Here is a 21,817-nt window from a genome sequence, read left to right on the forward strand (position 1 = left end):
CCGAACCGGTCAGTAACCGGATAATGGACTACTTCACGCCGGCCCCAGCGTAGTCGCCGTGAGCAACGGTGGGCAGAGCGATCCGGCAGCGGCCGGCCACCTCGACGTTCCCGGGTTTCCGGGTACGGTGACGGTGCAGGTCACAGGCTTTTCAACACCGGTGTAACGAACTCCGTCGGGACCGGATTGAGGCCCTCCACGCGACGGGTTCCGTACTCAGTCGAGCCGTCGGGCGACACCCAGCAGACCCGACTCGGGGTCGGTGGGTGTGGTGACCACGTACTGGCGGTCGCGACGGGTGCACCACAGGGTGACGCCGTCCCCCAGCGTGGGCAGCGCCTCCACGTCCTCGGCGGGCAGGGACATCAACCGGCCGATCTCGCGGGCCTCTTCGGGAGAGACCCGCTGTACGCCCACCAGCGAGGCCCCAGCCATCAGACGCGGTGCCGACGGACTGAAGTACGGCAACAGGGTCAGGACGGACTGCCAGGCCGCCGAGGCCACCCGCCCCCGGGGCGGACGCATCCCGCAGTCCCTCACGACCAGGACCGGGCTGCCCACCGTCGGGCCCATCGGGGGGACCTGGCCCACGTCGTGAACCGTCACGTAGTCCACCCCCGCACCCGCGCCGACGCCGGCCGCCCGGGCCAGACCGGTCCAGGCCGGGGAGCGCCCGGTCTCCACCGCGACCCTGCTCCCGGTGCCCGCGCAGCGCAGGACCAGCGCCTGGGCGGTCCACAGTCCGCCGATCAACACCACGTCGTACGGGGCGGGGTGGTGGAAGCTGAGGATCGCCGGGCGTCCGCCCGCGTCCTCGCCGACCACCACGCCGTCGTCGCCGATGGGCAGGGTGAGCGCGCCCAGGTCCTGGGCGGACATCACGTGGCGGGCACGTCGGGGGCCCTGTAGCCCGCGAGGTGTGGTGACCATCAGTGGGTGCCTCCCAGCGGCAACGTGGCCAGTACGCCGGGGAGTTGCTCCCGGTCCAGCCGGGTCAGCCCGACCCCGGCGTCCCGGGCGCTGTGCTCCAGGTGCCGTCGGGCCTGGGTGAGTTCCTCGGGTGAGCGGGCGGTGACCCGTACGCAGCCCGACACCCCGACCGCGTTCCGCAGCCTGCCCCGGCCCAGGGTGAGGCTGAACGTGGTGGTCAGGGTGGGAGTCGAGGTGATCAGGGAGACCAGTCGGGGCAGCGGCGTCGCCGCGCGCCCCAGCTCGGGCCAGCCGCTGACCGCGTACGAGGAGTGCAGGCGGTCGTCGCAGCGCCAACTCTGGGCGGACTCCTCGGTGCGCCGCACCGAGGGGCTTCCCGGTTGCGCGGCGCGGGCGCTCTCCAGCGGGTTGACGCAGGCCGAGGTGGCCAGCGCGGCCACCAACTCGTCCTCCGCCAGCACCGTCGCCGCGAAGCCGCTTCCGACCAGCCGGCTGGCCAACTGGTCGGCCGCGCGCAGCAGACAGCGTTGCGCTCCCTCCTGGCCGCCGCCCCGGGCCTCCACCGCCTCGGGGCACAGTTCGGGGTCGAGCCGCAGGGCGACCCACATCAGCCGCATGGCCGGGGCCCCGCAGCGTTCCTGGAGCGGCGCGTAGCTGGTACGAGCGACCGCCTGGGCCGGCAGGTGGGTCGCGGGCGCCGGCTGTACGTGCTGGACGACCTGGACGGAGGCCAGGCGTATGCCGTCGACCTCCAGGGCGTCGTGGAGCAGACGCAGGGGCAGGGCTCGGGAGCCCCCTGGTGGGCGTAGCGCGCTGACCTTGGCCTCGACGCGGAGGACCGTGGTGAGGAAGGTGCCGTCGCCGACCATGCCCACGGTGCGACGGTCCCGGTCGACGTATCCGTGGGTGCGCAGGCCCGGTACGCACTCGGCGACCGGAGCCAGCCCCGGGTCCACGTCGCTGGGCGGCGGCCCCTGGGCGAGGCGCTGCCGTGCGCGCAGTTCGGCGCGGGTGGCGTACCAGTCCCTCAGGCTCCGCTGGTTCCTGCGCAGCACGGCGAACAGCACCAGCGCGGCGGCGACCAGCAGCGCCGGTACCAGCAGCCAGCGGTGCACCGCCGCGGCCACGAGGAGGGTGGCCAGTGCCAGTTGGAACAGTACGAGTTGTTGCAACTGAAACGGTCCGACCCGGCTGGTCCGGGGTTCCGGCCGTAGCAGGGTGGACGCCGGAGCTCTGGTGGCCGGCGCCGGGGAGGCCGGCTGGGCCGGCGTCGGTGCCGGCTGTCGGTGACCCCTTCCGGCTGCGCGCGTGGTGGTGGCGCCTGGCATCGCCAGCTGTCCCCCTCTTGTCTGATTCGCCCTGTTTTTCAAGGGTGTTGAGCCGTCGTCACCTTACCCGAGGGGGAGTGCGCGACTACCGACAGGCATAGTAGGGGCCGGGTTCGGCGGACCGGCACCGTGGTACGCCTCGAACCCGGCAACCGTCATTGAGGATCGGGGAGAAGCGGACAGCGATGACATCGTCTCAGGGCACGCGCTCGCCCTACACCTTCGCGAAGTGGCCGATCGTGCGGAGGTGTGTCCGCGCCCGGCGGCCGTGGTCCGTGGTGGCGGCGACGGCGCTGACCGTGAGTGCGCTGGGCGCCGTGGCCCCCACCGCTCACGCCGAGGGTGCTGGCCAGTGCCAGTTCGGCTCCCGGCCGACCAAGGGCACCCCCTGGTCCCTGCAACGGGTGATGCTCAGCGACCTGTGGCGGGAGACCAAGGGCGAGGGCGCCCGGGTCGCCGTGATCGACACCGGTGTCGACCCCCGGAACCCACAGTTGAGGAAAGCGGTGGACACCAAGAACGGGGCCAACTACCTGCCCGCCAAGCTCTCCAAGGACAAGTACGGTCAGCGGCCTCCACGCGGCAGGAAGAACGGCACCTCCGACCGGGTGGGCCACGGCACCAAGGTGGCGGGGATCATCGCGGCCCGCAAGATGGACGGGACCGGGTTCGTGGGGCTGGCTCCCCGGGCCACCGTCATCCCGATCATCCAGAACGACGAGAACGGCAACGGAGACACCGATTCCCTGGCCAGGGCCATCCGCTACGCGGTGAGTCAGCGGGTGGACGTCATCAACATCTCCCAGGACACCGAACGTCCCCTGGAGAGCGATTCGGCACTGGAACAGGCCGTCAACCACGCGGTGTCCCGGGGCACCGTGGTCGTCGCCTCAGCCGGCAACGACGGGCTGGGCGGTCAGGTCAAGAAGACCTATCCGGCCGCCTACGAGAACGTGCTGGCGGTCGGCGCCTCCGACCGCAACAACGAACGCGCCCCGTTCTCCCAGGCCGGCGACTTCGTCGACGTCGCGGCCCCGGGCGTGGACATGGTCTCCACCGTCCCCATCTCCGGGCACTGCCCGGACAACGGCACCAGCTTCGCCGCCCCGTACGTCGCCGGTGTGGCCGCCCTGCTGGCGGCCAAGCACCCGAAATGGCGGCCACACCACATCTCCGCCCAGATCATGCAGACCGCTGAACGCTCGGTCGACAGGCGGGACCGCAACGTCGGCTGGGGCGTGGTGGACCCGGTCCGCGCGCTCACCGAGGACAGCCACCCGATCGACAACCCCGTGGCTCACGAGGGGCTGGCCCAGGGGAAGCCCCCGGACCGGATCGAACTGGCCGAGGGCGAGACGGCCCAGGAACGCAACGAGCGGTTGGGCACCTACGCGCTGATCTCGGGGGGAGTGCTGGTGGCGGTGATCGCCGGGGGAGCGCTGGTGGTCCGTGACTGGCGCCGACGTAGCAGCCGGACCACCACGGCGGAGGCGTGACCAGGCCCGGGGCTGAGCGGGGTGGAGGATTCCCGGGGGTTTGCCCTTGCGTATCTCAGGGGTCAAGTCCCCAACGAGGAAAGGGCAGTTGGCGCCGGCCCCGGTCGTGACTAGGGTGTCACTGGTCGTGACGCCGTCGATCGGATCGTACGGGGGAAGGGCGGGCGGACCACACGGACGTAGGACGCTGTGGACCGGCCGGGACGGCAGGTGGCGGGCAGACGCCGCGCTGCGGAACCAGCACGTCCGCCCCACACGGTTCACGGCTCGATGGACCGCGCAACTTGTGTCTGCGTGCCGGCGGAGTACGGGGGCACCACGAGAGAAGGAGAGACTCCGTTATGGCTGTGCAGAAGGTAAATGGTGTCAGCCTGAAGAAGCTGGAGGGCGAACTGGAGGCGAAGTTCCACGCCTTCCGCGCCCGGGTGGCCACCCTCCAGAGGGTCATCGACGCCCAGGAGGGCCGGTGGCAGGGTGTCGGCGCCAGCGCCTTCAACCACAAGCAGATGATGATCAACCAGGACGTGCAGGCCCTGGCGAAGATGCTGGACGGGTTCAAGAACTCGATCCACGACACCCGCACCCTCAGCGGAAACACCGACGACGACGTGCTGCAGCGCATGAACGGGATCAGTGTCGACGGGGGACTGTCCTCCAACACCTCGGCCGGCGACTCCAGCACCCAGGGCAGCCTGGCCTCCAAGCTCGACCGCTACTGAGCCCCGGCCACGTCCGACAGTTTTCCCATCTTCACCATCGCCCGTAGGGAGGGCACATGGCCCACGATCCGTCACAGCTCACCGTCACCTACTCCTCCCTGGAGGAGGCGGCACAGCAGATCCAGACCGAGGCCAAGCACCTGCGCAAGGACCTGGAGGACATCCAGGCGGCCATCCGTCAGGTGGACGACGTGTGGGAGGGCGAGGCCAAGACCGTCTACCGGCAGGTGCAGCACACCTGGGACCTCAAGGCCGACCACCTGCAGAACGTTCTGCTGAGCATCGCCGCCGAACTCAAGGTCGCCTCCGGTGACTACCGCGCCACCGACAAGAAGGCGGCCGGCCTCTTCGGAGGGTGACCGCGTCGGGCTCCCGGCCGAGGGTCCTCACCCCCGGCCGCCCGCGCGTTGACAGGGGCTGTGTACCAGTGGGCGTCTCCACGCCGCTGGCACACAGCCCCTTCGTATGGTTCCCCCGGTGGCTCCGCCCCGACCACGCCGCTACCGGCACCGGGCGGTCCGCACGTTCCGCCGCGTACCCCGACCCGTCCGGCCACCAGGGAGGGCTGACGCCCCGAAGCCGCGCCGCGGTGACGCGAGTTCGGGGCGCGACGTCGCCGCCCACGGACGGGTGACCCTCGGGCGGTACGGCTCACGGCTCGATGTCGAACTCCCCGTCCCTGACACCGAGGACGAACGCGTGCCACTCAGCCGCCGTGTACCGCAGCACGGTGTCGGGGTCCTTGGAGTTACGCATGGCCACCGCCCCGCCCGGCAGGTGGGCGATCTCCACCTTCTCCTCCTCCGGCCCTCCGGGAGCGCTCTCCCAGACGGCGTCGGAGATGTCCATCGCGTACAGCTCGTCCTTCTCCTGCTGCGTCCCCATGGATGTCCTTCCTGCGTTCGTTGTGTGGCACTGAGCGGGCACGGTGCCGGGTGCTGCCGCTTCGCGTCCCCATTGTCCGGGGCGAGGCGGACCCCCGTACGCCGTTCTCAGATCCGGTGCGGCAACCAGGCCACCTGGACCAGCGGCGCGCCCCGTCGGCGCGAGACGAAGTGCCCCCGACCCGGGGGCATGGGACGGGCCCGTACGTTGCCGAGGATGTCCCCCTCGCCCGGGTCCCCGGACAACACCAGCCCCTGGGCGCCCAGTTCCTTGATGCGCTGCATCACCGGCTCGAACATGGTCCGCGAGGCGCCGGCCGCGCTGCGGGCGATGATGAAGTGCACCCCGATGTCCCGGGCGAACGGGAAGTGTTCGACCAGGTGGGACAGGGGGTTGCCGCTGGAGGTGGCGACCAGTTCGTAGTCGTCGATGATGATGAAGATCCTCGGCCCCTGCCACCAGCTGCGGTCCCGCAGCTGTTCCGGGGTGACGTCGTCCGCCGGGGCACGCCGGCGCATCAGGTCCGCGAGCGCCTTCATGTGCCCCTCCAGGGAGTTGGCCATCGGCGCGTACTCCAGCAGGTGCGACTCCGGGATCTCGCCCAGCAGCGCTCGGCGGTAGTCACCCACCACGATCTGCGCGCTGCCCTCTGGATACCGTTCGGCGATCTGCTTCGCCAACAGCCGCAGCACGTTGGTCTTGCCGGACTCGCTGTCACCGAACACCAGGAAGAACGGGTCGGTGTCGAAGTCCACGAACACCGGCTCCAGGTTGGTCTCGTCGATCCCGAAGGCCACCCCCCGCTCCGGGCCGCCACCGGCCGGCAACTGGTCGGCGGACAACTCCCGGGGCAGCAGCCGCACCGACGGCGCGGACGGGCCGGACCAGTGCTGGCGGACGGTACGGCACAGCTGCGCCGTGGCCTCGGAGAGGTCCTCCTGCTCGGCGCTGCCGTCCAACCGGGGCAGGGCACCCATGAAGTGCAGGCGCTCGGGGGTCTGGCCCCGCCCGGGGACTCCGGCGGGAACGTTCGCCGCCACCCGACGGTCGAACTCCGAGTCCATGGTGTCGCCCAGCCGCAGCTCCAGCCGGTTCATCAACTGGTCCTTGAGCCCGGCCCGTACCTCCATGCTGCGAGAGACGGTGATCACCACGTGGATGCCGTACCCCAGGCCCCGGGCCGCCAGGTCGTTGACCACCGGGTCCAGGTGCTCGTACTCCATGCGGAAGTTGGCCCAGCCGTCGATCAGCAGGAAGACGTCGCCCCAGGGCTGGTCGGTGATCTCCCCCCGTGCGCGCCGACGGCGGAAGGTGGTGATGGAGTCGATGCTGTGCGCCCGGAAGTACTCCTCCCGCCGCGTGAGCACCCCGTAGACCTCGGCGACCGTACGACGCACCCGCTCGGGGTCGAGGCGGGAGGCGACCCCGCCGACGTGGGGCAGCTCGGAGACGGCCGACATGCCCCCGCCGCCGAAGTCCAGCCCGTAGAACTGCACTTCGGCGGGAGTGTGGGTGAGGGCGAAGGAGGCGACCAGGGTCCGTATCAGGGTGGACTTGCCGGACTGCGGGGCGCCGATGACCAGCATGTGGCCGGCGGCGCCGGAGAAGTCCCGGAACAGGGGGTCACGCCGCTGCTCGAAGGGCTTGTCCACCTGCCCCAGGGGCACCGTGAGCCGTCCGTGCAGACGCTCGTCCTCCACCGTCAGGCCCCTCTCGGGGGTGACCGTCAGCCCCGGGAGCAGCTCGTCCAGGGGCGCGGCCTTCTCCAGGGGCGGCAGCCACACCTGGTGGGCCGGGGTGCCCTGCCCCTCCAGGCGCCGTACCACCACGTCCAGCACCGTGTCGGCCAGCGCGTCGTCGTCGGGCTGGCGTGGCGTGGGGACGGCGGCGTCGGGGCTCGTGTGCCGCACCGGTACCGGTGCGGCGGTGAACAGCACCGGCTGGCGGCTGATCGGTGCGGGTCCGGCGAGGTCGGGGTCCGGGGAGGTGCCGTCGCGGTACACCCCCGAGACGTAGGCGGCCTTGAACCGCGTCATCTCGTCCGTGCCGAACTTCAGGTACCCCGAACCGGGGACCGAGGGCAGGTGGTAGGCGTCCGGCACCCCCAACGCCACCCGGGACTCCGCCGCCGAGAAGGTGCGCAGCCCCACGCGGTACGACAGGTAGGTCTCCAGACCGCGCAGCCGGCCCTCCTCCAGACGCTGCGAGGCCAGCAGCAGGTGCACCCCGAGCGAGCGGCCGATCCGGCCGATCTGGATGAACATGTCGATGAAGTCGGGCTTGGCGGTGAGGAGTTCGCTGAACTCGTCGATCACCAGCACCAACGAGGCGATCGGCGCCAACGGCGCGCCGGCGGCGCGGGCCTTCTCGTAGTCGTGGATGTTGGCGTAGTTGCCCGCGTCCCGCAGCATCTGCTGGCGACGGTTGAGCTCACCACGGATGGAGTCGCCCATGCGGTCCACCAGGGTCAGGTCGTCCGCCAGGTTGGTGATCACAGCGGCGACGTGGGGCATCTGCGACATCCCCGCGAAGGTGGCGCCGCCCTTGAAGTCCGCCAGCACGAAGTTGAGGGTCTCCGAGGAGTGGGTGACCGCCAGCCCCAGCACCAGGGTGCGCAGCAGCTCCGACTTTCCCGAACCGGTGGCACCCACACACAGACCGTGGGGCCCCATGCCGTCCTGGGCCGCCTCCTTCAGGTCCAGCATCACCGGCTGACCGTCCTCACCCACCCCGATGGGCACCCGCAGCCGTTCGGCCAGCGAGCGGGGCCGCCAGGTGCGGCGTACGTCCACCGACGCCGCGTCCCCCAGGTTCAGCAGGTCGGTGAACTCCAGCTTGGCCAGCAGGGGTTCGTCGTCCTCGCCCCCGGTGCCCATCCGCAACGGCGCCAACTGCCGGGCCAGAGCCTCGGCGGCCTCCGGGGACAACTCGTCGGGCACCCCCTCGTAGACCATGCCGCGCCCGGACCTCAGCTCCAACTGCCCGGGCAGCACCCGTACCGACAGCCCACCCCGGGGGTCGTCCATCTCACCGGGGGTCACCTCCAGCACGGTCACGCCCTGCAGGCCCTCCGGGGACCCCAGCACCGTCCCGGGGGGAACCAGCGCGTTGTCCAGCACCACCAGCACGTGGGGCTGCTCCACCACCGGGTGCGCCTCGGCGTTGAAGCGGGGCCGCCCGTCCAGACGTCCCCCCAGCAGCCCCTCCAACTCCAGTACATCACCGGTGATCAGGCGTCGGCTGCCGGCACCGTCGATGTCCTGGGACATCTGTAGATGCGGCAACCACTTGGCCCACTCCCACCGTCGCGCCGCGGCGTCGCCGCCCGCCGCCACGGCGACGACCAGGTCGTCGGGGGAGTGCAGCGCGGCGACGGAGCACACCATGGCCCGCACCGTGGAGTGCACCGCGTCCCGGTCACCGGAGACGGTCAGGTGGTAGAAGGCCCGCAGGGAGACGGCCATGGGCAGGCCGTCGAGGGTGTTGTGCGTCTGGATGAACTGATGCATCGCCCCGGCGGTGAGCGGCTCCAACTCGTCGGCCGGGGCGGTCTGCGGCGGCACCAGCTCGGTGGCCAGGCGCTGCGCCCCCAACCCGATGCGTACCTGCCCGAAGTCCGGGTCGGCCACTCGCCGTTCCCACACCCTGCTGCCCTCGGCCACCAGGGCCCACAACTGCTCGGGGGCGGGGTGCAGGTAGAACTGCGCGTCCCGCTGCTGCCGCGCCGTCTTGCGGACCCGACGACGGGTCTGCGCGAGGTACTTGAGGTAGTCCCGCCGGAGCTGGGCCATCTCGCCCTGGGTGCCCTTGCGAATGCGTATCACCATCGCGACGATCATCGCGATCGTGGAGGCGGCCATGACCATGCCCATGATCCGCATGAACGGGATGTCCGTCATGAAGAAGAAGACGACCGAGCCACCCATGCCCAGCATGGGCGCGACCTGGAGGAGGATCCCCTCCTGCTGGCCGCGCGGCAGTTCGGGAGGCGGTTCGATCTGGACAGCCTCGCTGGGTACGTCCGAAGGCAGGGCCCGAGGGGGACGCTTCACGACGATCTGGCTCACGGGGGACCAATCACTCCGTACGGATGAGGAATTGCCTCAGCGGGCGCCTGCGCGAGGGAGCCGCCCGTCGCGCACGGTGATCCTACTGGCACGATGAGACAACCGGGGCGGTAGGGTGTCGCCCGCCGTATGCGCAACAGCGAACGGGCCGCCACATTACGGGGGTTGTGCCCGCTGTAGCGCGCGAAGTGAGAAGCGAGGGGGATTCCCAGGTGAGTACGACGGCCACCACGGTCGCCACCGGCTCGGCTACCGGCTTCTGCCGGGTCACCATCGTCGCGCCCGACAGCCGCGTCGACGTCGCGCTTCCCGAGGACGTACCGGTCGCCGACATCCACCCCGAGATCCTGCGCCTCAGTGGGCAGGCACCCGTCGAGGGCGGTCCCGTCGGCTACCACCTGGTGCGCCGGGACGGCACCGTCCTGGACGGCGCCCGCTCCCTGCTGGCCCAACGCATCCTGGACGGCGAGGTGTTGAGCCTCCGGCCGTTCTCCGAGTCCCTCCCGCCCGCCGTCTACGACGACGTCTCCGACGCCGTCGCCTCCGCCGTGGTCCGCGACCGCCGGCTGTGGAGCGACGCCCTGATGCGCGCCGCCGGACTCACCGCCGGCGGGGTGCTCCTGCTCACCCTCGCTTTCGTCCTCTGGTACGCCGACCCGGTACGCCACGACATGCACGCCCTGCCTGGCGTCATCGCCGCCGTCGCCGGGGTGCTGCTGACCGCCCTCGCCTGTGTACGCGCCCGGGTCTACGAGGACCGCGCCTCCGCCGTGGCCCTCGGCCTCGGAGGGGTGCCCCACCTGATGATCGCCGGCTCCGGGCTGCTCCCACTCGGCGCCGGCGAGGGCGTCGGCCGGCTCCAGTTCCTCCTGGGCTGCGTGACCGTGATGGTCGCCTCCGCCGTACTGATCGTCGTCACCCCCCGGGGCGACGGCCCCTTCGTGGCGGTCGGCTTCGCCTCGACCTTCGGCACCCTGGCGTCGTTCCTCGGCATCGTCACCGACCTGCGCCCGGTCGAACTCGCCGCGCTGTGCCCGCCGATCGCGGTCGCACTCCTCGCCTTTCTCCCCGGACTTTCCTCACGCTTCGCCCGCCTCCCCATCGGCTACGCGCCGCCGCAGACCTCGGCCACCCAGTTCGACGACCCGGACGCCACCCCCGAGGCACAGGGCGCCATCGACGCCGAGCGCATCGCCGAACAGGCCCGACGCGGCCACGAGATGATGGTCGGCCTGGTGGGCGGATGCGCCACCGTGCTGGTCGTCTCGGTGGCCGTGCTCAGCTTCTCCCACCATGTCTGGGCCCAACTGCTCGCCCTGGCCAGCGGGTTGGCGATGATGCTGCGCGCCCGACTCTTCCGCTACACCTCACAGGTCACCTGCGCCCTGGTCGCCGGGCTGGTCTCCCTGGGGCTGCTGGGCGTGGGGCTGGCCCTCAGCCCGCCCGCCGGGCTGGTACGGGACCTGCTGGCCGGTGACACCACCGGAGCCAACCTGCGGATCCTGTGGCTGTCCGCCGCGATCGCCGCCTTCGCGGCGGTCGCCACCGCGATCGGGCTGCTGGTCCCCCGTAAGGGAGTCACCCCGTTCTGGGCGCGCTTCATGGAACTGTTCGAGAGCTTCGTCCTGCTGACCCTGGTCCCGCTCACCCTCGCCGTACTGGACGTCTACACCTCGGCGCGGAGCCTCACCGGCTGAGGCCCCGCCCGGCACGGTGACCTGCTCGGTACCCGTGGTAAAGGGCGTGTTCCTCCGCTGGTAGGCTGGCTCCGCCTGCTGAGTGGCCGAAGTTTCCCCTGTGAAGCAGACCAGGGGCGCTCAGGAGTCCAACCACCGAGGAGTTCACGTGTCATCGCTCGACGCCGCGACCAAGAAGCAGATCATCTCCGAGTTCGCCACCAAGGAGGGTGACACCGGCTCCCCCGAGGTGCAGGTCGCGCTGCTGTCCCGGCGGATCTCGGACCTCACCGAGCACCTGAAGACCCACAAGCACGACCACCACTCCCGCCGGGGTCTGCTGCTGCTGGTCGGCCAGCGCCGCCGCCTGCTGCAGTACCTGGCCAAGAAGGACATCACGCGCTTCCGTGCGCTGGTGGAGCGTCTCGGCATCCGCCGGGGTGCGGCCGGCGCCCGATAAGACGTCGCCCAGGGGAGCGGTTCCCGCCCACGGGACCGCTCCCTTTGCCTTGTCGTGGGTGAACGGGGATCGTGGAAGCCGCGACCTTTGTAGGCTGGTCCCCGACAGCCCACTGCGGTAAGCAGTAAGCGAGAAACCCCGAGGAGCGTCCCCGACGCCGGTCCTCGGTAGTGGCCCCCGGAATCACCGACCGGGTGCTTCGATCGAAGACCGGCCCGCGCTTTGGAACGCTCCCCGGCAGACGAGGCCCGCCATGGGGCGGGCACAGACGAGGAGATATTCCTAGTGGAGAACGAGACCCACTACGCCGAAGCCGTGATCGACAACGGTTCCTTCGGCACCCGCACGATCCGCTTCGAGACCGGTCGGCTTGCCAGGCAGGCGGCCGGTTCGGCGGTTGCCTACCTGGACGACGACACCATGGTGCTGTCGGCCACCACCGCCTCCAAGAACCCCAAGGACCAGCTGGACTTCTTCCCGCTGACCGTGGACGTCGAGGAGCGGATGTACTCCGCCGGCAAGATCCCCGGCTCCTTCTTCCGCCGTGAGGGCCGCCCCTCCGAGGACGCCATCCTCACCTGCCGGCTCATCGACCGGCCGCTGCGCCCCTCGTTCAAGAAGGGCCTGCGGAACGAGATCCAGATCGTCGAGACGATCATGGCGCTCAACCCCGACCACCTCTACGACGTGGTCGCCATCAACGCCGCCTCCTGCTCCACCCAGCTGGCCGGCCTGCCCTTCTCCGGCCCCATCGGCGGCACCCGCGTGGCGCTGATCAGCGGACAGTGGGTCGCCTTCCCCACCCACACCGAGCTGGAGGACGCCGTCTTCGACATGGTCGTCGCCGGTCGTGTCCTCCCCGACGGTGACGTCGCGGTGATGATGGTGGAGGCCGAGGCCACCGAGCGGACCGTCGAGCTGGTCAAGGGCGGCGCCGAGGCGCCGACCGAGGAGGTCGTCGCGGCCGGCCTGGAGGCCGCCAAGCCGTTCATCAAGGTCCTGTGCCGCGCGCAGGCCGACCTCGCCGCCAAGGCCGCGAAGCCCACCGGCGAGTTCCCGGTCTTCCTGGACTACCAGGAGGACGTGCTGGAGGCGCTCACCGCCGCGGTCCGTGACGAGCTGGCCCAGGCGCTGACCATCGCCGGCAAGCAGGAGCGCGAGTCCGAGCTGGACCGGGTCAAGGGTCTGGCCGCCGAGAAGCTGCTCCCGCAGTTCGAGGGGCGCGAGAAGGAGATCTCCGCCGCCTACCGCTCGCTCACCAAGACCCTGGTCCGCGAGCGGGTCATCAAGGAGAAGAAGCGCATCGACGGCCGGGGTGTCACCGACATCCGTACGCTGGCCGCCGAGGTCGAGGCCATCCCGCGGGTGCACGGCTCCGCCCTGTTCGAGCGTGGCGAGACCCAGATCCTGGGCGTCACCACCCTCAACATGCTGCGCATGGAGCAGATGCTGGACACCCTCTCGCCGGTGACCCGCAAGCGCTACATGCACAACTACAACTTCCCGCCCTACTCCACCGGTGAGACCGGCCGGGTGGGCTCCCCCAAGCGCCGCGAGATCGGCCACGGCGCCCTCGCCGAGCGCGCCCTGGTGCCGGTGCTCCCCAGCCGCGAGGAGTTCCCCTACGCGATCCGCCAGGTCTCCGAGGCGCTCAGCTCCAACGGCTCCACCTCCATGGGCTCCGTCTGCGCCTCCACCATGTCGCTGCTGAACGCCGGTGTGCCCCTCAAGGCCCCGGTCGCCGGCATCGCCATGGGCCTGATCTCCCAGGAGATCGAGGGCGAGACCCACTACGTGACGCTCACCGACATCCTCGGTGCCGAAGACGCCTTCGGTGACATGGACTTCAAGGTGGCCGGCACCAAGCAGTTCGTCACCGCCCTGCAGCTCGACACCAAGCTGGACGGCATCCCCGCCTCCGTGCTGGCGGCGGCGCTCAAGCAGGCGAGGGACGCGCGGCTGCACATCCTGGACGTGATGAACGAGGCCATCGACGTCCCGGACGAGATGTCCCCGAACGCCCCGAGGATCATCACCGTGAAGATCCCCGTGGACAAGATCGGTGAGGTCATCGGCCCCAAGGGCAAGATGATCAACCAGATCCAGGAGGACACCGGCGCCGACATCACCGTCGAGGACGACGGCACCATCTACATCGGTGCCGCTGAGGGCTCGGCCGCCGAGGCCGCGCGGAACACCATCAACGGCATCGCCAACCCGACGATGCCCGAGGTCGGTGAGCGTTACCTCGGCACGGTGGTGAAGACCACCACCTTCGGCGCCTTCGTGTCGCTGCTGCCCGGCAAGGACGGACTGCTGCACATCTCGCAGATCCGCAAGCTGGCCGGAGGCAAGCGCGTGGAGAACGTGGAGGACGTCCTCGGCGTGGGCCAGAAGGTCCAGGTCGAGATCGCCGAGATCGACCAGCGTGGCAAGCTCTCCCTCATCCCCGTACTGGAGGAAGAGGAAGGCGAGGACGCCGACGAGAAGGACGACGCCGGCAAGTGACGCGCGAGACCGGTCCGACGGCCCGCCCCTCCCACACGGAGGGGCGGGCCGTCGCCCATCCCGATTCCCCCGGCACGGTACGCAGGACGGTGCTGCCCGGCGGCTTGCGAGTGCTCACCGAGGCGGTGCCCACGGTGCGTTCGGTGACCTTCGGGATCTGGGCCCGGGTGGGTTCCCGGGACGAGACACCCGAGCTGAACGGCGCCACCCACTACCTGGAGCACCTGCTCTTCAAGGGCACCGAGCGGCGGAGCACCCTGGACATCTCGGCGGCCGTCGACGCGGTCGGCGGGGAGATGAACGCCTTCACCGCCAAGGAGTTCACCTGCTACTACGCCCGGGTCCTGGACAGTGACCTGCCGCTGGCCATCGACGTGGTCAGCGACATGCTCACCAGTTCGGTGATCGACGCCGCCGAGGTGGAGGCCGAGCGGGGCGTCATCCTGGAGGAGATCGCCCTCACCGAGGACGACCCCAGCGACTGCGTCCACGACTACTTCGCCCACGCCCTGTTCGGCGACAGCCCCCTGGGCCGACCGGTGTTGGGCACCGTGGAGACCGTCAACGGCCTCACCCGCGACAGCGTCGCCCGCTTCTACCGCGAGCACTACACCCCCAGCCAACTGGTGGTCACCGCCGCCGGCAACCTCGACCACGACGAGGTCGTACGACTGGTCCGGGAGGCCTTCGACACCGCCGGCGCCCTGCGGGACACCGCCGCCAGGCCCTCCGTCCCCCGCGACGGCAGCCTGCGGCTGGACACCGCCGGGGCCCTGAGCGTGACCGAGCGGCCCACCGAGCAGGCCCACCTGGTCCTCGGAATGCCGGGCCTGTCCCGGCATGACGAGCGGCGCTGGGCCCTGGGCGTACTGTCCGCCGCGCTCGGCGGCGGCATGAGTTCCCGGCTGTTCCAGGAGATCCGGGAACGGCGCGGCCTGGCCTACAGCACCTACGCCTACACCTCGGGGTACGCCGACTGCGGCTTCTTCGGCGTCTACGCCGGATGCCGCCCCGGCCAGGTGACCGAGGTGGTCAGGATCTGCCGTGACCAGTTGGGCCAGGTGGCCGACAAGGGGTTGGGCGAGGACGAACTGCGCCGCGCCGTCGGCCAGTTGTCCGGCTCCACCGTGCTGGGCCTGGAGGACACCGGCGCGCTGATGCACCGGCTCGGCAAGAGCGAACTGTGCTGGGGACGGCAACTGTCCACCGACGAGATGCTCACCCGTATCGCCTCGGTGACCGCGCAGGAGGTCCGCACCGTCGCCGCGGAGATCCTCTCCCAGCCACCCTCCCTGGCGGTCGTCGGACCGTTGAACGACCGCCAGGTCGCCCAGGTGCAGGAAGCCGTCAGCTAGGAGTCCCTTCCCGGATCATGGAGGAGCGGTCCGACGCGGTGGCCGGCGACCGACGCCGCCCGCCGTCCCCGGTGGGACGCGACGCCAGCCCCGTAGGCCCGCCGACCACCCGAACCAGCCCCCCAACGGCCCACCCGAAGAGAGAGCAGTCATGAGCGAGTTGCGTGTCGCGGTACTCGGTGCCCACGGAAGGATGGGGTCCGAGGCAGTACGTGCCGTCCAGGCCGCCCCGGACATGGAACTGGTCGCCGCCGTCGACCGGGGACAGGACCTGGGGGAACTCGTCACCGCCGACGCCCAGGTGGCGGTCGACCTCACCCACCCCGACGCGGTGATGGACAACCTGGAGTTCTGCGTCCGTAACGGGATCCACGGAGTGGTGGGTACGACGGGGTGGACCGAGGAACGGCTGGAACGACTGCGCGGGTGGCTGGCCGACTCACCGGACACCGGCGTGCTGGTCGCCCCCAACTTCGGTATCGGCGCGGTGCTGATGATGCGCTTCGCGGAGCAGGCGGCCCGGTTCTTCGAGTCCGCCGAGATCCTGGAACTGCACCACCCCGACAAGGCCGACGCCCCGAGCGGTACGGCCGCCCGTACCGCCGGCCTCGTCGGCCGGGCACGGCGGGACGCCGGCCTCGCCGAGCAGCCCGACGCCACCAGCACCGCCCTGGACGGTGCCCGGGGAGCCCGCGTGGACGACGTACCCGTCCACTCGGTCCGACTGCGCGGCCTGGTCGCCCACCAGGAGGTGCTGTTCGGGGGAGAGGGCGAGACGCTCACCATCCGGCACGACTCCACGCACCGCAGCTCCTTCATGCCCGGCGTTCTGCTGGGCGCACGCCGGGTGCCCTCCACCCCCGGCCTGACCTTCGGGCTGGAGCACTTCCTGTTCCCCGCCGACGGCGACGACGGCAGCGCCCTGGACGGCTGACGGTGCGCGACAAGCTGGTGTACTTCGCGCTGGCCGCCGTGCTGGTGGTCTACTTCGTCCTGGTCGGCAGCAGAGGAGTGCTGCTGATCCGGGAGGGCACCGTCCTCACGGTGCCCTTCGGCGTGGCCGTGCTGGTACTGCCGCTGATCGGGGTGTGGTTCCTCTGGCAGACCACGCGGTTCGCACGGGACGCGGAACGGCTGGCCCGGGAACTGGAGGAGAACGGCGAACTGCCCGTGGACGAACTGGAACGTACCCCCAGCGGTCGCGTCGACCGGGCCTCCGCGGACCGGGTGTTCGCCCGCCGACGGGAGGAGACCGAGCGCGCCCCGAACGACTGGAAGACGTGGTTCCGGCTCGCGGTGGCCTACCGGGACGCCCGCGACACCCCCCGGGCCCGCAAGGCGATGCAACGCGCGATCACCCTGCACGACCAGCGGCCCGACGGCGCCGGGGAACAGCCCCCGAGCCCCTGACCACGGTCACCGTCGCGCGCCCACCCCGGCCGCACGGCCCGAGTGGGTACGGGACTGGGCCGGCACCTGTGCTCCGGCCCCTCCCGGGGCGTACTCGGCCGCCCAGGCCTCCACCACGTCGGCCGCCCGGTTGAACTCCTCGGGCCGGCCCAGGAAGTCCGCGTTGTGGTCGGTGAGCACCGGACGCAGTGCCTCGCCCGTCCTGGCGTCCACGACCAGAACCGCCTGCCCCTGCACCGTACGGGGCAGGCCCAACCACTTCACCGGCTGCTGCACCGTCTGCGCCCGGATCACCTGCGGCCAGTCGAGGGTGACGGTGCGCAGCAGCCAGGCCTGTCGCAGTCCCCGGGTACTGACCCACACCCCCACCCGCAGCAGCCGCAGGGCGAAGGTCCCCATCACGGCCGCGAGCGCCAGGCAGACCGAGGCGCCGACCCAGGAGCGGGCGAGAGCGACCACCAGGGCCGAGAACAGCACGTAGGACACCAGCAGCAGTACCACCGCCGCGATGGCCACCCGCCAGGGTCCGGGCCGGTACGGCCGCCGCCACCGCTCGGGATCGGGGGCGATGTCCTGCTCGGCCGGGGCGGAGGCGGAGCCTTCCAACCATGCTCGGATCGGGCGCACGGGGTCCTCGCTCTGTTCCGTCGACGCGTCAACACGCTGCTTGCACGTGGTCGGTGAGGCTATCGACCGTGGTGGTGCCGGCCAACCCCGTGGTACGCCGAAGCCCGGGTCCTCAGGGGCCCTCGGCGGCGGCCGGGGCGTCGCCGGGCTGGGTGCGCTGGCTGTCGAGGGCGGGCATTCCCAGGACCACGGCACCCACCAGTCCGGCGACGATCACCAGCCCCAGCAGAACCTGACCGAACGCGGCCTGAGCGCGCCCTCCTCGGCGTTCCCGGTCGGTTCCCCGTGATCGGTACATTGGTGCCTCCCCCTTCGTTCTGTTGTGCCCACGGGTAAGACGTCCACCTGGTGCGCACGGTGCCCTTTGTCGTATTGCGGTTCGGTATCGCTGTTCTGCCCTGTGCCCGGTGGCCCGCCTCCCCCGGGCGGTCGGTGAGGCCGTCCGGGCGCCGTAGTCTGAATGGCGCCCGGACAGCGCCCTGGAAGGAAAGACCTGGTGACCGACACATCCGACTCCAAGCCCCGCTTCCGCAGCGACGTCACCGTCGAGTTGGTGAAGCACACCGCCTCGGACACCGACGTGCTGTGGGCCGCCCGGGTATCCACGGCGGGGGAGCAGTCACTCGACGAACTGAGCAAGGACCCCGAGCGCTCCAAGGGGTTGATCAACTTCCTGATGCGTGACCGGCACGGCAGCCCCTTCGAGCACAACTCCATGACCTTCCTGGTCAGCGCGCCGCTGTTCGTGTTCCGCGAGTTCCACAGGCACCGGGTCGGTTGGTCCTACAACGAGGAGTCCGGCCGCTACCGGCAGCTGCGCCCGGTCTTCTACGTCCCCGACGCCTCCCGCAAGCTGGTGCAGCAGGGCCGTCCGGGGAAGTACGAGTTCGTCGAGGGCACCGCCTCCCAGCAGGAACTGGTGGCCGGGGCGATGGAGGACTCCTACCAGCAGTCCTACGAGGCCTACCAGCGGATGCTGGAGGCCGGCGTCGCCCGGGAGGTGGCCCGCGCGGTCCTGCCGGTGGGGCTCTACTCCTCGATGTACGCCACCTGCAACGCCCGTTCGCTGATGCACTTCCTGGGGCTGCGCACCCAGCACGAGATGGCCAGCGTTCCGTCCTTCCCCCAGCGGGAGATCGAGATGGTCGCGGAGAAACTGGAAGCCCACTGGGCCCAGTTGATGCCTCTCACCCATGCGGCGTTCAACGCGAACGGGCGGGTCGCCCCCTGAGCGGCGCCGACGGCGGAGTGGCGAGGGGCACAGCAGGTGTCCGTATTGCGGCATTTCGCGAATGTCATCTAGGGTGAAGTGACGGCTTCGGTACCGCTTGAACCCCCGAGCGAGCGGTACCGAAGCCTTCGTTGAACTGCCCCAAGGGGGGCTTGTGCCCCCAGTTGCGAGTAGCGTGGGTCCCATGGCTCCGACCTCCACACCGCAGACGCCCTTTGGGCGGGTCCTCACCGCGATGGTCACGCCGTTCACCAAGGACGGCACCCTCGATGTCGAAGGCGCGCAGCAGCTCGCCACCCATCTGGTCGACGCCGGAAACGATGGCCTCATCATCAACGGCACCACCGGAGAGTCCCCCACCACCAGCGACGTGGAGAAAGCCACGCTGGTGCGTGCGGTGGTCGAAGCGGTGGGTGATCGCGCACACGTGGTCGCCGGGGGAAGCACCAACGACACCGCGCACAGCCTGGAGATGGCCCGAGCTGCGGCCGACGCCGGCGCGCACGGCATCCTCGCGGTCACCCCGTACTACAGCAAGCCTCCCCAGGAGGGCCTGCTGCGGCACTTCACCGCGATCGCGGACGCCACCGACCTGCCGGTGATGCTGTACGACATCCCGGGCCGCAGCGGTGTGCCCATCAACACCGAGACCCTGGTCCGGCTGGCGGAGCATCCGCGCATCGTGGCCAACAAGGACGCCAAGGGCGACCTCGGCCGGGCGAGCTGGGCCATCGCCACCAGCGGCCTCGCCTGGTACAGCGGTGACGACATGCTGAACCTCCCGCTGCTGTCCGTCGGAGCCGTCGGGTACGTCTCGGTGGTCGGTCACCTGGTGACGCCGGAGCTGCGCGCGATGTTGGAGGCGCACGTCAGTGGTGACGTGGTCAAGGCGACCGAGATCCACCAGCAGCTGCTGCCGGTGTTCACCGGGATGTTCCGCACTCAGGGAGTGATCACCACCAAGGCCGCCCTCGGCATCCTGGGCCTCCCCAGTGGCCCTCTCCGGTTGCCGCTCGTCGAGCTGTCTCCTGAGGAGACCGAGCAGCTCAGGCGTGATCTCGCGGCCGGTGGCGTCCACCTCTAGAAGCCAGACTTCACAACTTCATAGGTACGAACACAACTACACGCAAATCGCCCGCGCCACGTGCCCCTGGGGTGCGTGGCGCGCTTGGTGAGGAGAGTCCTTTGAGTCATCCCCATCCCGAACTCGGCCCGCCGCCCCCACTGCCAGAGGGAGGCCTGCGCGTCACCCCGCTCGGGGGGCTGGGCGAGATCGGCCGCAACATGACAGTCTTCGAGTACGGCGGTCGGTTGCTGATCGTCGACTGCGGGGTGCTGTTTCCCGAGGAGGAGCAACCGGGAATCGACCTGATCCTCCCGGACTTCACCTCGATCCGTGACCGCCTCGACGACATCGACGGCATCGTCCTGACCCACGGTCACGAGGACCACATCGGGGGAGTCCCGTTCCTGCTCCGCGAGAAGCCGGACATCCCGCTGATCGGCTCCAAGCTGACCCTCGCGCTGATCGAGGCCAAGCTCCAGGAACACCGGATCCGGCCCTACATCCTGGAGGTGGAGGAGGGACGCCGGGAACGCATCGGTCCCTTCGACTGCGAGTTCGTGGCCGTCAACCACTCCATCCCCGACGCCCTCGCCGTCGCCGTACGGACCCCGGCCGGCATGGTCGTCCACACCGGCGACTTCAAGATGGACCAGCTGCCCCTGGACGGCCGCCTCACCGACCTGAGGGCCTTCTCCCGTCTGGGAGAGGAGGGCATCGACCTGCTGCTGTCCGACTCCACCAACGCCGAGGTCCCCGGCTTCGTCCCGCCCGAGCGGGACATCTCTACCGTGCTGCGCCAGGTCTTCGCCTCGGCTCAGCGGCGGATCATCGTGGCGAGCTTCGCCAGTCACGTCCACCGGATCCAACAGATCCTCGACGCCGCCCACGAGTACGGGCGGAGGGTGGCCTTCGTCGGCCGTTCGATGGTCCGCAACATGGGCATCGCCCGGGACCTCGGCTACCTCCGGGTCCCCGGCGGCCTGGTCGTGGACGTGAAGGCACTGGACGATCTCCCCGAGGAGGAGGTCGTCCTGGTCTGCACGGGGTCCCAGGGCGAACCCATGGCCGCGCTCTCCCGCATGGCCAACCGGGACCACCAGATCCGAATCGTTGACGGTGACACCGTCATCCTCGCCTCCTCGCTGATCCCGGGTAACGAGAACGCCGTGTACCGCGTCATCAACGGGCTCACCCGCTGGGGCGCCAACGTGGTGCACAAGGGCAACGCCAAGGTCCACGTCTCGGGCCACTCCTCGGCCGGCGAACTGCTGTACTTCTACAACATCTGCCAGCCGAGGAACCTGATGCCGGTCCACGGCGAGTGGCGCCACCTACGCGCCAACGCCGAGTTGGGGGCGTTGACGGGCATCCCCAAGGACCACATCGTCATCGCCGAGGACGGTGTGGTGGTGGACCTGGTCGACGGAAAGGCACGCATCGTCGGGAAGGTCCAGGCGGGCTACGTCTACGTGGACGGGCTCTCCGTCGGCGACGTGACGGAGTCCTCCCTGAAGGACCGGCGCATCCTCGGGGACGAGGGGATCATCTCGGTGTTCGTGGTCGTCGACACCAGTACGGGCAAGATCGCTGCAGGTCCCCACATCCAGTCCCGTGGCTCGGGCATCGATGACGGCGCCTTCGACGCGGTGATCCCCAAGATCGACGAGGCCCTGGCCCGGTCCGCCGAGAACGGCGTCGCGGAGCCGCACCAGCTGCAGCAACTCGTCCGCAGGGCCGTTGGCAAGTGGGTCTCCGACACCTACCGCCGACGCCCGATGATCCTCCCCGTCGTCGTCGAGGTCTGACCCCAACGGGCAGCCGAGCGCCTCGATTTGCATCCAGGCGCTCGGCTCTACTACGTTTACAACCCTCACCGCAGCGGACCGCCGGGAAGGCAACCTTCACGGAGTGCGCGCAGGGAACAGACCCCCGGAAAACACAGGGAAATGTTTCTGATAAGGTGGGAACACCGAAAGGGAAACGCCCGGAGAGAGCCTGGAAGGGTTTTTGAAGGTAGCGTCCGTTTCTTGAGAACTCAACAGCGTGCCAAAAGTCAACG

The 21,817-nt window shown here is 70.2% G+C and carries 18 protein-coding genes; 12 read left to right on the top strand and 6 right to left on the bottom strand.

The window, feature by feature from the left end; translation table 11 throughout:
* Positions 1 to 216: 216 nt before the first annotated feature.
* Together ABZT14_RS24130 and eccE are read right to left on the bottom strand one after the other, a co-directional pair.
* Entirely contained in the window at positions 217 to 930 is a 714-nt protein-coding gene (locus ABZT14_RS24130) for a hypothetical protein (protein ID WP_356306197.1), read from the bottom strand.
* Positions 930 to 2,102, bottom strand: coding sequence for a type VII secretion protein EccE (gene eccE, locus ABZT14_RS24135; protein ID WP_356306200.1), 1,173 nt, complete (start codon positions 2,100 to 2,102; stop codon positions 930 to 932). Before eccE ends, ABZT14_RS24130 begins: the two co-directional genes overlap by 1 nt.
* 341 nt (positions 2,103 to 2,443) lie before the next feature.
* On the opposite strand from eccE, the gene mycP reads away from it, so the two are divergent.
* From mycP to ABZT14_RS24150, 3 genes are all read left to right on the top strand, one after another.
* Positions 2,444 to 3,754 carry a type VII secretion-associated serine protease mycosin gene (gene mycP, locus ABZT14_RS24140; RefSeq protein ID WP_356306202.1) on the top strand — a complete coding sequence of 437 codons (1,311 nt, stop codon included), beginning with the start codon at positions 2,444 to 2,446 and terminating at the stop codon, positions 3,752 to 3,754.
* A gap of 341 nt (positions 3,755 to 4,095) precedes the next feature.
* Positions 4,096 to 4,473: a WXG100 family type VII secretion target gene (locus ABZT14_RS24145; RefSeq protein WP_356306204.1), complete on the top strand. Its 378-nt coding sequence runs from the start codon at positions 4,096 to 4,098 to the stop codon at positions 4,471 to 4,473.
* 56 nt (positions 4,474 to 4,529) lie between these two features.
* Positions 4,530 to 4,832: a WXG100 family type VII secretion target gene (locus ABZT14_RS24150; protein ID WP_356306206.1), complete on the top strand. Its 303-nt coding sequence runs from the start codon at positions 4,530 to 4,532 to the stop codon at positions 4,830 to 4,832.
* 292 nt (positions 4,833 to 5,124) lie between these two features.
* On the opposite strand, the gene ABZT14_RS24155 is transcribed toward ABZT14_RS24150, so the two are convergent.
* Together ABZT14_RS24155 and eccCa are read right to left on the bottom strand one after the other, a co-directional pair.
* Positions 5,125 to 5,358 (bottom strand): DUF397 domain-containing protein, encoded by a 234-nt coding sequence (locus ABZT14_RS24155; RefSeq protein WP_356306208.1) that lies wholly within the window; start codon positions 5,356 to 5,358, stop codon positions 5,125 to 5,127.
* 107 nt (positions 5,359 to 5,465) lie between these two features.
* Complete coding sequence (gene eccCa / locus ABZT14_RS24160; RefSeq protein WP_356306210.1) at positions 5,466 to 9,425, bottom strand: type VII secretion protein EccCa; 3,960 nt, start codon at positions 9,423 to 9,425, stop codon at positions 5,466 to 5,468.
* A 212-nt stretch (positions 9,426 to 9,637) separates the two neighbouring features.
* On the opposite strand from eccCa, the gene eccD reads away from it, so the two are divergent.
* From eccD to ABZT14_RS24190, 6 genes are all read left to right on the top strand, one after another.
* Entirely contained in the window at positions 9,638 to 11,122 is a 1,485-nt protein-coding gene (eccD, locus tag ABZT14_RS24165) for a type VII secretion integral membrane protein EccD (protein ID WP_356306212.1), read from the top strand.
* Positions 11,123 to 11,270: 148 nt separating this feature from the next.
* Complete coding sequence (rpsO, locus tag ABZT14_RS24170) at positions 11,271 to 11,561, top strand: 30S ribosomal protein S15 (protein ID WP_356306214.1); 291 nt, start codon at positions 11,271 to 11,273, stop codon at positions 11,559 to 11,561.
* 285 nt (positions 11,562 to 11,846) lie between these two features.
* Positions 11,847 to 14,069 (top strand): polyribonucleotide nucleotidyltransferase, encoded by a 2,223-nt coding sequence (locus ABZT14_RS24175; RefSeq protein ID WP_356306216.1) that lies wholly within the window; start codon positions 11,847 to 11,849, stop codon positions 14,067 to 14,069.
* Complete coding sequence (locus ABZT14_RS24180) at positions 14,066 to 15,424, top strand: pitrilysin family protein (RefSeq protein WP_356306217.1); 1,359 nt, start codon at positions 14,066 to 14,068, stop codon at positions 15,422 to 15,424. The genes ABZT14_RS24175 and ABZT14_RS24180 overlap by 4 nt, the downstream gene beginning before the upstream one ends.
* Before the next feature lie 151 nt (positions 15,425 to 15,575).
* A complete protein-coding gene (dapB, locus tag ABZT14_RS24185; RefSeq protein WP_356306219.1) occupies positions 15,576 to 16,358 on the top strand; it encodes a 4-hydroxy-tetrahydrodipicolinate reductase in 783 nt (260 codons plus the stop codon).
* Positions 16,359 to 16,360: 2 nt separating this feature from the next.
* Positions 16,361 to 16,834 (top strand): hypothetical protein, encoded by a 474-nt coding sequence (locus ABZT14_RS24190; RefSeq protein WP_356306221.1) that lies wholly within the window; start codon positions 16,361 to 16,363, stop codon positions 16,832 to 16,834.
* A gap of 6 nt (positions 16,835 to 16,840) precedes the next feature.
* Here the strand turns inward: ABZT14_RS24190 and ABZT14_RS24195 are convergent, their stop codons facing one another.
* Positions 16,841 to 17,440 carry a hypothetical protein gene (locus ABZT14_RS24195; RefSeq protein WP_356306223.1) on the bottom strand — a complete coding sequence of 200 codons (600 nt, stop codon included), beginning with the start codon at positions 17,438 to 17,440 and terminating at the stop codon, positions 16,841 to 16,843.
* Between the two features lie 133 nt (positions 17,441 to 17,573).
* Entirely contained in the window at positions 17,574 to 17,759 is a 186-nt protein-coding gene (locus tag ABZT14_RS24200; RefSeq protein ID WP_356306225.1) for a hypothetical protein, read from the bottom strand.
* Between the two features lie 198 nt (positions 17,760 to 17,957).
* On the opposite strand from ABZT14_RS24200, the gene thyX reads away from it, so the two are divergent.
* From thyX to ABZT14_RS24215, 3 genes are all read left to right on the top strand, one after another.
* Complete coding sequence (gene thyX, locus ABZT14_RS24205; protein WP_356306227.1) at positions 17,958 to 18,692, top strand: FAD-dependent thymidylate synthase; 735 nt, start codon at positions 17,958 to 17,960, stop codon at positions 18,690 to 18,692.
* A gap of 184 nt (positions 18,693 to 18,876) precedes the next feature.
* The gene (gene dapA / locus ABZT14_RS24210) at positions 18,877 to 19,776 is read left to right on the top strand and encodes a 4-hydroxy-tetrahydrodipicolinate synthase (protein WP_356306229.1); all 900 of its coding nucleotides are present in this window, start codon (positions 18,877 to 18,879) and stop codon (positions 19,774 to 19,776) included.
* Between the two features lie 101 nt (positions 19,777 to 19,877).
* Positions 19,878 to 21,563 carry a ribonuclease J gene (locus ABZT14_RS24215; RefSeq protein ID WP_356306231.1) on the top strand — a complete coding sequence of 562 codons (1,686 nt, stop codon included), beginning with the start codon at positions 19,878 to 19,880 and terminating at the stop codon, positions 21,561 to 21,563.
* The last annotated feature ends 254 nt before the right edge of the window (positions 21,564 to 21,817 follow it).

It is taken from the genome of Streptomyces sp. NPDC005438 (assembly GCF_040606315.1).
Lineage (GTDB): Bacteria > Actinomycetota > Actinomycetes > Streptomycetales > Streptomycetaceae > Streptomyces.